We start from the raw sequence: 9,761 nt of genomic DNA, 5'->3' as shown, positions 1-9,761 counted from the left end.
GATCAGGGGGCGGGGGAGTGCTCCAGGTGCGTCAGCCCCAGACCGAGCCGTGCCCAGCTCTCCACGAACCGCTTCTCGTCGATGCGCTTCGGCGGCTCGTACATCGACTCGTTCGCCAGCCAGTAGTTCACGACCGCGCCGCCGAGGATCGAGGCGATGGCGGCCCAGTCCTCGGCCGCGCCCTCGAACTCCGGCTGCGACTCCAGCCAGGTGGCGATGCCGTCGTACAGCGGGTTGACGATGCCCTCGCGCATCTCCGCGACGAGGTGGGGGAACTGATCGAGGTCGCGGAACAGCACCCGGATCAGGTCCTGCTCCTCGCGCATCTTCGCCAGCCCCGCCTGGCACGTCATCCGGAGCCGCGTCTCCAGCGGGCGGTCCTCGTAGACGGTCGCCTGGTCCAGGACGTCGTTGATCTGCTTGCGGGTCCGCTCGATGTGCTCGCGGATGGCGGAGGCGAGCACCTCCTCCTTCGACCGGAAGTGCCGGTAGAGCCCGCCCGCGCCCGGTGACAGGCCGGCGGCCGCCTCGATCTCGGCGACCGAGGTCGCCGCGTAGCCGCGGTGGGCGAAGAGCCGGAGCGACTCGGCCACGATCCGATCGCGCGTAGGTGTCGTCATGGTGATGAAGCCTCCGCGAGAACACTAAGGCATCCGCGACTTGCGGGGGCTCCGCGTCCGCGCGGCACGCCCGAATTCGTGATCCGGCTCGCATCCGGCCGGGGCCGACTAGAGTTTCACTCCTCCGCGCCCCGTCGCCGGAAGGGGCCGTCGTCGGAGAGGTCGGCGATGTTCATGTCTCCGCGGAAGGCGGCCGACGGAGCCTTCCTGCCCGAGGACTTCGTGGTACCGACGCTGGTCGCCGGTCCCCGGTTCCAGATCCGTCCGATCACCGTCCACGACGTGGTCAAGGACTACGGCGCCGTGATCGGCAGCCTGGACCGGCTCGCCGGCCGCTTCGGGCCCGAGTGGGGATGGCCCGACCGCGAGTTCACCTTCGAGCAGGCGCTCATCGACGTCGCCTGGCTCCAGAAGCAGGGCCAGCTGCGGCGCTCGTTCAGCTACGTCGTCATCACCCCGGACGGGGAGGGCCAGCTCGGCCGCATCCACGTCGCCCCGTCCGACGAGCCCGGCTCGGACGCGGTCGTGGTGTTCTGGGTCCGCGCCGACGAGGAGAACTCCGCCCTGGAGAAGGAGTTGGAGGCGTTCGTCCGCGAATGGATGGAAACCGCCTGGCCCTTTGAGAAGGTCCGCTTCCCCGGCCGCGACTAACCCAGGCGGCGGGTCAGGTTGGTCAGTAGGCGGCCTATCAGCAGGTAGACGAGGGCGGCCAGGCCGTAGTTGACGGCTACCTCTAGTTTCGGGTCGGACGGCTGGAAGATGTCCTTGAACTGCCAGGACAGGCCGGTGGCCCTGTCGCCGAACCAGTCGACTATGCCGTTCGCGGTGTTGGCCTCGAAGGCCACGAACACGATGTGCACGGCGAGGATCAGCACGACGGCCGTGGTGATGACCGAGATGACCGTGGCCAGGGCGTCGGCGGTGCGGCGGCGGGCCGCGGTGAGCGAGCGCCGGGTCCGCGGGGCGCGGTGCTCGCCGCCGGGTTCGGTGCGGGTCGTCGTGTGCCCGCCCGTCGCGGCCTGGTCGGGCGGCCGGTCGGGGTTCGCTGTCATCGGCGGCCTCCTTCACCGGGCGGACTGATCGTCTTTTTGCTTCGGATGGGCTGTTCGAGTCCTGTGTTTTCCCTGGTCAGCCGGTTTGTGGTCGGGCGGTCGGGTATATCGCCAACACGGGAGGCCGGACCTGGACCGGGCAACCAGCCCCGGTCACAACAGAACGGTTCCCGCGCGAAGTTCCCGCGTTCTCCTACTCGGATCCCGTCGCATCGCCACTACCAGGAGAGCGCGGGTCTTCGCGTGTGTCCAGCCCCCTTACCCTGTGAGGCGTGCTCGACCCCGATCATGACGCCCCCCTCACCGTCGGTTTCGACCTCGACCTGACCCTGGCCGACACCCGGGCCGGGATCGTGGCCGTGTACGCGGCGCTCGCCGCGGAGACCGGCGTCCCCATCGACACCGGGCTCGTCGTGCGGCGCATCGGCCCGCCGCTGGAGGACGAGCTCGCCCACTGGTTCCCGCCGGACGAGGTGCCCGCGATGGCGGCGCGCTACCGGGCGATCTACGCCGACATCGCGATTCCGGCGACCGTCCTCATGCCCGGGGCCGTCGCGGCCTTGGACGCGGTGCGCGCGAGAGGCGGGCGCGTGGTCGTGGTGTCGGGCAAGAACCAGGCCGACACGGAGCGGACCGTCGCGTACCTGGGGCTAGGAGTGGACGCGGTGGTGGGCGGCCTCTTCGGCGCGGGCAAGGGCGTCGCGCTGCGCGAGCACGGCGCGGGCGCCTACGTCGGCGACCACACGGGCGACGTGGACGCCGCGCGGGCCGCGGCGGCGATGGCGGTGGGCGTCGCGACCGGGCCGTTCGACGCGGCCGCTCTCACCGCTTACGGGGCGGACGTCGTCCTGCCGGATCTGGGGGCCTTCCCCGAGTGGATGGCGTCGTTCGCAACGACCGTATGACCGGATAGTCACAAGTCGGGTCGCGTGTCCCGTCCGCACCGATATTCGGGTGCCCCCGTCGGAGGTCCGGGATAGCTTCGTGCAAGGGCCTCGCGGGCCGCCCGGGAAGCACCCCTCCGTGTACACCGGCGCGCGGTGAGGCACTAATCTTGAGGTCGATTCAGGACGATTACCGAACGAGGTCTCCGGTGCCGACTGGCAAGGTCAAGTGGTACGACTCCGACAAGGGGTTCGGCTTCCTCACGCGCGACGACGGCGGTGAGGTCTTCGTGCACTCCTCGGCGCTGCCGAGCGGGGTCACTACGCTGCGGCCCGGCCAGCGCATCGAGTTCGGCGTGGTCGAGGGCCGCAGGGGCCAGCAGGCGCTCCAGGTCAGGGTTCTGGAGTCGCTGCCGTCGGTCGAGAAGACCATCGCCAAGCAGCGGCGCAAGAAGCCGGACGAGATGGTCGTCATCACCGAGGACCTCATCAAGCTGCTGGACGGCATCTCCAACACCTACCGGCGCGGCAAGCACCCGGCGCCCGCGGAGGCGAAGAAGATCGCGACCGTGCTGCGGGCGGTCGCCGACGACCTGTCGCCCTGATCCCGGTGTTCAGGGCCGCATCTCCGGGTGCGCGTCCTTGATCGTGCTCGTGTGGCGGGGGCGGTGGGTGCCGCGCTGCCGACCGGCTTGGCGGGACAGCAGCAGGCCCAGCGAGACGGCGAGCGCCGCGGCGACGAACGCGAGCGCGATCCGCCCGTCCGCGACGATCGACATGCCGAGGCCGAGCAGCCCGCCGAGCACCCAGGAGAGCTGGTGCAGCGTCTCCGAGACCGCGAACGTGGACGAGCGCATCTCCTCGCCGATCTCGCGCTGCACCACCGCGTCCATGGACAGCTTCCCGAGCACCTGCCCGAGCCCCGCCGCGGTCGCCACCGCCAGCGCCGCCCAGAGCCCGAAGAAGGCCGCGCCGACCGCGCTGACGACGGTGACGGCCGCGAGCGTCGCCACGACGATCAGCCGCGGCGCCCGCGCCTTCATGTAGGCGCCGAGCGCCGTGCCCGCGAGGCCGCCCGCGCCGGCGCACGCCGCCAGCAGGCCGAGCGCCACGTGGTGGGACACCGGGTCGAAGCGCTCCTGGCGGAGCAGGAACGCCAAATAGATGATCAGGAAGCCGGAGAACGCGCGCAGCACCCCGTTCGCCTGCATCGCCTCCGCGACGACCGGGCCGACGCGCGGGAGCGTACGCCAGTGCCTCGCGGATTTCCCGGGCGGCTCCGACCCCGGCTCGGCGTCCGGTGAGGGGTCGGCGTCCGGGATGTCGACCTGCCGCGGCAGCCGCAGTGTGAACACGACGCCGAGCAGGAAGATCACCGTGCCGATGCGCAGCACCCAGCCGGGACCGATGAGCACGGCGAGGCCCGCGGCGACCGGGGCGGTGACCGACGCGGCGATCAGGCCCGCGAACGCGCAGCGCGCGTTCGCCGTCACCAGCGAGATCTCGCTTGGCAGGACGCGGGGCGTCACCGCGGCCCGCAGCACCCCGAACGCCTTGGACAGGACGAGGACGCCGAACGCGGCGGGCAGGAACGTGACCTGGTCGCCGTGCGGAAGCGCGCTCGCCATACCCCAGCACAGCAGCGCCCGCATGACGAACGTGCTCGCGATCGCGTACCGGCGGACGTGCCGCGCCCGGTCGAGCACCGGCCCGATCAGCGGTGCGACGAGCGCGAACGGCGCCATCGTGACGATGAGGTAGAGGGCCACCTGGCCGCGCGCCTGGTTGACGTCCAGGCCGAAGAACAGCGTCCCGGCGAGCGCGACGGTGAGCATCGCGTCGCCCGCGGAATTGAACGCCGACGACTCGATCAGGCTGCCGAGGCCGCTGCGTCCCGCGCCCTGGGCGTGGGTGACGCGGCGGGTCAGCCGGCCCGTCCCCAGCAGCATCGAGCGCGTGCGCCGCAGCACCCGCGCCGTCCGCCCGGCACCGGCGCGTGCGGCCCGCCCGAACCGTGTCCGGTCACCCATGCGCCCTGATCTCCCCCTGCGTTCCCAGGCCGACCGTCGTGCCAGGGCCTGCAGCGCCTCCAACCGAGGGTACGTTCCCCTTATGGCGCCCGGCTCACCCTGTGACCGGCGCCGCACCCCGTCGTGGGACATGCCAAGGGGCCCCGGGGGTCCGGACACGTCGTTCCATGGGCGAGAATTGACATGTGAGCCCATCGCGTCAGACCAGTCCCGCGCGTTCCACCGCCCCGGGGCCCGCCCGCCGGGCCCGGACGCCCGCCGTCGACGCCGCCTGCGCCGAGGCGGTCGACCTCGCCCGCGACGCCGCGGCGGAGACCGCGTGGCCCCAGCCGGTCGGAGACCATCTCGGCCTGCGCGCCGAGGGCGACCGCGTGGTCACGCACTATTTCGAGTGCCTCGACCCCGCCTACACGGGGTGGCGCTGGTCGGTCACCGTGACGAGGGCGTCGCGCGCCAAGAACGTCACCGTCAGCGAGTGCGTCCTGCTCCCCGGGGACGACGCGCTGCTCGCCCCGCCGTGGGTGCCGTGGCTGGACCGGCTGCGCCCCGGCGACCTCGGCCCCGGCGACCTGCTGCCGACCGCGCCCGACGACGCCCGGCTCGCCCCCGGCTACACGCAGGTCGACGAGCGCGGCGACCGGCAGGCCCAGTGGGAGCCCGGCCTCGGCCGCGTCCGGGTGCTGTCCCGGCTGGGGCGCGACGAGGCCGCCGAACGCTGGTACGACGGCGTCGGAGGCCCCCGCGCCCCGATCGCGATGTCGGCGCCGGCGCAGTGCTCCACCTGCGGTTTCTACGTCGCGCTGGCCGGGGAGCTGCGGCAGCTCTTCGGGGTGTGCGCGAACGAGTACTCGCCCGACGACGGGCGCGTCGTGTCGGCCGACCACGGCTGCGGCGCGCACTCCGAGGCGGTCTCGATCCCGGCCGCGTCCGAGCACGGCCCGCCGGTCGTGGACGAGCTGGGCTACGAGGTCGTCCCGTCCGGTGAGGACGCGGCGATCCTCGACGACGAGGCCCTCGGCCATAGCTGACCTGGGGCCCGGCCCGATGAGGGACGACGCTGCGAAGGACGACGCCGCGCGGGACGGGGATCCGTTCGGGACGCGGGCGCTTCGCGAGCGGGTGCTGCGCGCCTGGAGCGAGTCGCCCGCCAGGTTCCGCGAGGACGCCAACACCGAGGAGGACTTCGCCCTCGGCGGCTACCGCGACCGCGTCGTGGTCGAGCTGGCGCAGAACGCCGCCGACGCCGCGCTGCGCGCCGCCGTTCCGGGGCGTCTCAGACTGACCCTCCGCGCGGGCGGCGGCTCTGAGGGCGGGGCCGTGCTGACCGCGGCCAACGCCGGGGCGCCGCTTGACGAGGCCGGTGTGGAGGCGCTGTCCACGCTGCGGGCGTCGTCCAAGCGCGACGACGCCGGTTCAGTGGGACGGTTCGGCGTCGGGTTCGCCGCCGTCGTGGCCGTCAGCGACCGGCCCGCCATCGCGTCCCGGACCGGGGGTGTGGTCTGGTCGCGGGAGCGGGCCCGTGAGCTGGTCGAAGGCGTCCCCGTCCTCGCGGACGAGCTGGCGCGGCGCGGCGGTCACGTTCCGCTGCTGCGATTGCCTTTCGCGCTCGCCGGTGCGGAACTGCCGGACATCCCGGCGGGGCTCGACACCGTCGTGCGGCTGCCGCTGCGTGGGGACGCGGTTGAGTCCGTCCAGCGGCAGCTGGAGCAGGTCGGTGCGGCGCTGATGCTGGCCCTGCCCGCGCTGGAGAGCGTGGCGATCGATGTCGATGGGGACGTCCGCGAGCTGACCGCCGAGCGGCGTGAGCCCGGCGAAGTGGTCATCGACGGGGGAGTGTGGCGGACGGCCGAGGCGCATGGGGAGATCCCTGCGGCGCTTCTGGAAGACCGTCCAGTGGAGGAACGGGCGCGGCCGTTCTGGCAGGTTCGCTGGGCCTTGCCAGAGAGCGGCCTGCCGGAGGGCGTGCCCGGTGTCGTGCACGCGCCCACACCCAGTGACGAACGGCTCGATCTGCCCGCGTTGCTCATTGCGTCGTTCCCACTGGCACCTGACCGGCGCCACGTCGCGCCGGGACCATTGACCGACTTCCTCGTGGAGCGGGCCGCGGAGACCTACGTACGCCTCTTGGGCGAGCTCCCGGTGTCTCCGCGGGTGCTGAGGCTCGTTCCGGGTCCCGTCGGGGCGGGGGAGCTGGACGCGAAGGTCCGCCGGGGCATCCGGGAGCGCCTCCCCGAAGCGCCGCTGCTTCCCCACCGCACGCGCGGACGGGACGCCGTCGCGATGGACGCACCGGCCCCGTTCATCGAGTTCCTCGCCCACGGTGCAGTTCCCGGTGGTGAGGAGTCCGAGCCGGGCGAGGAGGGCGTGGTCGTCGCCGGGCTGCTTCCTCCGGAGTGGCCCGCCCGGGACCCGGCGCTCGCCGCGCTCGGGGTGCGTCGGGTCGAGCTGGCCGACGTGATCGATGAGCTGGCCGCTGTGGACCGGGGACCGGCGTGGTGGCACCGGCTGTACGGGACTCTCGCGGAGGCCGCCACAGACGCTCTGGGCGCCCTCCCGGTGCCACTGGCGGGTGACGCGGGACGGATCGTCCGCGGCCCGCGCGGGCTGCTGATCGCCGACGGCGTCGATCCCGGCGGGCTGGACGCGCTGGGGCTGCGGTTCGTCCACCCGGAGGCGGTGCATCCGCTGCTGGCCCGGCTCGGAGCGGTCGAGGCCGGACCGCGGGCCGTGCTCGGCGACGCCGCCGTGCGGGCCGCCGTCGAGGAGTCGTTCGAGGCGGACGACCCCGATGCGGTCGCGGAGGCGGTCCTGGGGCTGGTCGCGGCGGCGCACATCGATCCGGGCGAGGAGAGCTGGCTGGCCGATCTCGCCCTGCCCGGCGACGACGGGGATCTCTATCCCGCGGGTGAGCTGCTCCTGCCGGAAAGCCCGCTGCGCGACCTCATGGCCGACGACGCGCCGTTCGGGGTGGTCGACGGCGAGGTTCTGGAGCGATGGGGCGCGGAGGTCCTCGCGGCGGCCGGAGTCCTGGACGGATTCGCCCTCGCGCGAGGCGAGGACGTGAACCTCACCGGGCTCGCCGACGCGGCCGAGACCCTCGAACTGGACGACGAGGACCGCTGGGCGGACGACGTCCTAAGGCGGATCGGCCCGCAGGACCTTCCGCCCCTCGTACCGGAGTTCGTCGCAGTCCGGGACCTCGAACTCGTCGACGACTGGGCTGCGGCGCTGCGCCTCCTGTCGAGACCCCCGTGGCGAGCGGCGGTCGTGGATCCCGCGCACGCGACCCTGCACAACGGTCGGCGGGTCGCCGTCCCCTCCTACACGGCGTGGTGGCTGAGCCGTCACCCCGTACTGGACGGCCGCCGTCCCGGCGAGTTCCGGCTGGGCGGGGACGAGGCCCTGACAGGGCTATACGACATCGCGCCGGAGGGCCTGGACGAGCGCCTCCTGCTCGCACTGGGCGTCCGCACGTCGCTGGACGACCTGCTCAACGAACCCGGGGGCGCCCAAGAGCTCCTCGACCGCCTCGGTGACCCGGGACGGTCCGTTCCCCGTGCGCACCTGGGTGAACTGTGGACGGCCCTGGCCGACGCCCGCGAGGCCGAGGTCGAAGCCCCTGATCACGTGCGAGCGGTCGTGGACGGCAAGGTCGAGGTCGTTGACGCGGCCGACGCGCTCGTCCTGGACGGCCCGGACGTCCTCCCCCTCCTGCAAGGCCAGCCGCTCGTCATCGCCGCGCAGGGCAGACACGAACGCCTTGCGGAGCTGCTCGATCTGCCCTTGGCGGGGGACGAGGTGCCTGGTGTCGTCCAGTCGCAGGGTGAGAAACGTTCCGTGCCGGACGTGGTCGCAGCCGTTCTGCCGGAGACCCCCGCCCACTACATCGCGCACGAGCGCCTCGTCGTGGACGGACAGCACGTGCCCTGGTGGACGCGGGACGGCGAGATCCACGCGAGCGGGCCCGGCGGGCTCGCACGGGCGCTCGCGTGGTCCACGGAGAACTGGGCCGACCGGCTCATGGTCGAGGCCGTCCTGCACGACCCGGAGGTCCTGCCGCGCCTCCTGGCCGAATCCGACCTTGAGCCCTAGGCCGCCGTGTCCTGGTTCTTGTGGCGGGCGGCCTCCTGCCGGGCGCGTGCGGCCTGGAGCCTGGGGACGTACCACATGGCGAACAGCCCGATCCCGATCCCGGCGACGCACACCCAGATCCACCAGCGGTCGTCGGACGGCAGCCCGACGATGAGCAGCACGACGAGAGCCACCGCCCAGGCGGCCGTGCCCCCGGCCGCGATCCGGACGTCGTTGGTCTTCATCGGCGGCGGGTCGGGGCGGCGCGGTGGGGTCATGCGGCCAGGTTACGTTGCGGGCTTGCGGCGCTCCGAGTGCGGCCGCCGCGTGCGGCGTGGCAGCATGGGCGGCACGGGAGACGAATGACGATGACAACGCAACCGCCCCGGGAACGCGCGCCGTCCGTGCCGGGCCTCGCCGAAGAGCTGCGCATCTCGATCGCGCGGCTCTCGCGCAGGCTGCGCACGCTGCGGCCGCCGGGCGCGGGCGACGGCGCCGTCAGCCCGCTGTCGGTCACCCAGCTCGCCGCCCTCGCCGCGCTCGAGCGGCACGGGTCGATGACGCCGCGGGAGCTGGCCGACCACGAGAAGGTGCAGCCGCCCTCGATGACGCGCGTCATCGCCCACCTGGAGGAACGGGGCCTCGTCGCGCGCCGCCCGCACCCCACGGACGGGCGCCAGGTCGTGCTGACCGCGACCGACGAGGGCGTCGCGATCCTGGCGGACGAGCGGCGCCGCAAGGAGGCGTGGCTGGCCATGCGGCTCGGCGAGCTGACGGAGGCCGAGCGGGAGGTCCTCCGCCAGGCCGCGCCGATCATCGACCGCCTCAGCCGCTCCTGACCCCGCGGGCGCCGGCTCCGCCGGCGCCCGCGACCCCGTGTTCGACCGCCCCCGTTCAACCGCCGTGTTTGGCGGAATGCCGGCCGGACCATTATCGTTAGCGCTGTTAATGACTTCTGCTGATGGTGGACACGGTGAGCCCGATGGGACCGCGCGGCGCGGCGGCCCCGGGCGGCGGCGGGCACGCATGGTCCGTGCGGCCGCCCGCTCCGCGTCCCCGGCCGCCGTGCGCCCCCGCCGCGGGACGCGCGCCGCGCCGCAGCCC

10 protein-coding genes are annotated in these 9,761 nt (G+C 73.3%); 6 read left to right on the top strand and 4 right to left on the bottom strand.

Annotated elements, in window-relative coordinates:
* Positions 1–2 precede the first annotated feature (2 nt).
* Positions 3–620 carry a TetR/AcrR family transcriptional regulator gene (locus E1266_RS31625; protein ID WP_165966286.1) on the bottom strand — a complete coding sequence of 206 codons (618 nt, stop codon included), beginning with the start codon at positions 618–620 and terminating at the stop codon, positions 3–5.
* A 168-nt stretch (positions 621–788) separates the two neighbouring features.
* Here E1266_RS31625 and E1266_RS31620 point away from each other — a divergent pair, with 168 nt between their 5' ends.
* Positions 789–1,271, top strand: a complete 483-nt coding sequence (locus tag E1266_RS31620; protein ID WP_243719123.1) for a GNAT family N-acetyltransferase — start codon at positions 789–791, stop codon at positions 1,269–1,271.
* On the opposite strand, the gene E1266_RS31615 is transcribed toward E1266_RS31620, so the two are convergent.
* Positions 1,268–1,672: a hypothetical protein gene (locus tag E1266_RS31615; protein ID WP_132053316.1), complete on the bottom strand. Its 405-nt coding sequence runs from the start codon at positions 1,670–1,672 to the stop codon at positions 1,268–1,270. The two genes, E1266_RS31620 and E1266_RS31615, sit on opposite strands and share 4 nt — an antisense overlap.
* Before the next feature lie 272 nt (positions 1,673–1,944).
* Between E1266_RS31615 and E1266_RS31610 the strand changes: the two genes are divergently transcribed.
* Together E1266_RS31610 and E1266_RS31605 are read left to right on the top strand one after the other, a co-directional pair.
* Entirely contained in the window at positions 1,945–2,577 is a 633-nt protein-coding gene (locus E1266_RS31610) for an HAD hydrolase-like protein (protein WP_132053314.1), read from the top strand.
* Between the two features lie 188 nt (positions 2,578–2,765).
* Positions 2,766–3,161 (top strand): cold-shock protein, encoded by a 396-nt coding sequence (locus tag E1266_RS31605; protein WP_132053312.1) that lies wholly within the window; start codon positions 2,766–2,768, stop codon positions 3,159–3,161.
* A 9-nt stretch (positions 3,162–3,170) separates the two neighbouring features.
* Here E1266_RS31605 and E1266_RS31600 read toward each other — a convergent pair whose 3' ends face one another.
* Entirely contained in the window at positions 3,171–4,586 is a 1,416-nt protein-coding gene (locus tag E1266_RS31600; protein ID WP_243719120.1) for an MFS transporter, read from the bottom strand.
* A 185-nt stretch (positions 4,587–4,771) separates the two neighbouring features.
* On the opposite strand from E1266_RS31600, the gene E1266_RS31595 reads away from it, so the two are divergent.
* Together E1266_RS31595 and E1266_RS31590 are read left to right on the top strand one after the other, a co-directional pair.
* Entirely contained in the window at positions 4,772–5,614 is an 843-nt protein-coding gene (locus E1266_RS31595) for a DUF3027 domain-containing protein (RefSeq protein WP_132053310.1), read from the top strand.
* Between the two features lie 16 nt (positions 5,615–5,630).
* Positions 5,631–8,678: a hypothetical protein gene (locus E1266_RS31590; RefSeq protein ID WP_132053308.1), complete on the top strand. Its 3,048-nt coding sequence runs from the start codon at positions 5,631–5,633 to the stop codon at positions 8,676–8,678.
* On the opposite strand, the gene E1266_RS31585 is transcribed toward E1266_RS31590, so the two are convergent.
* Entirely contained in the window at positions 8,675–8,935 is a 261-nt protein-coding gene (locus E1266_RS31585) for a DUF2530 domain-containing protein (RefSeq protein ID WP_132053306.1), read from the bottom strand. The genes E1266_RS31590 and E1266_RS31585 overlap by 4 nt on opposite strands.
* A gap of 90 nt (positions 8,936–9,025) precedes the next feature.
* On the opposite strand from E1266_RS31585, the gene E1266_RS31580 reads away from it, so the two are divergent.
* On the top strand, positions 9,026–9,496 hold the full coding sequence (locus E1266_RS31580; RefSeq protein ID WP_132053320.1) for a MarR family transcriptional regulator: 471 nt from the start codon (positions 9,026–9,028) through the stop codon (positions 9,494–9,496).
* Positions 9,497–9,761: the final 265 nt, after the last annotated feature.

This window comes from Actinomadura sp. 7K534, assembly GCF_004348575.1.
In the GTDB taxonomy this organism is placed as follows: Bacteria; Actinomycetota; Actinomycetes; order Streptosporangiales; family Streptosporangiaceae; genus Spirillospora; species Spirillospora livida.
This window is presented reverse-complemented; position numbering and strand designations above follow the sequence as displayed.

Excerpts from the sequence above, each read along its gene's own strand:
- E1266_RS31620 (WP_243719123.1), top strand. The coding sequence starts at position 789 with ATGTTCATGTCTCCGCGGAAGGCGGCCGACGGAGCCTTCCTGCCCGAG.
- E1266_RS31580 (WP_132053320.1), top strand. The coding sequence starts at position 9,026 with ATGACAACGCAACCGCCCCGGGAACGCGCGCCGTCCGTGCCGGGCCTC.
- E1266_RS31600 (WP_243719120.1), bottom strand. The coding sequence starts at position 4,586 with ATGGGTGACCGGACACGGTTCGGGCGGGCCGCACGCGCCGGTGCCGGG.
- E1266_RS31625 (WP_165966286.1), bottom strand. The coding sequence starts at position 620 with ATGACGACACCTACGCGCGATCGGATCGTGGCCGAGTCGCTCCGGCTC.
- E1266_RS31590 (WP_132053308.1), top strand. The coding sequence starts at position 5,631 with ATGAGGGACGACGCTGCGAAGGACGACGCCGCGCGGGACGGGGATCCG.
- E1266_RS31615 (WP_132053316.1), bottom strand. The coding sequence starts at position 1,672 with ATGACAGCGAACCCCGACCGGCCGCCCGACCAGGCCGCGACGGGCGGG.
- E1266_RS31585 (WP_132053306.1), bottom strand. The coding sequence starts at position 8,935 with ATGACCCCACCGCGCCGCCCCGACCCGCCGCCGATGAAGACCAACGAC.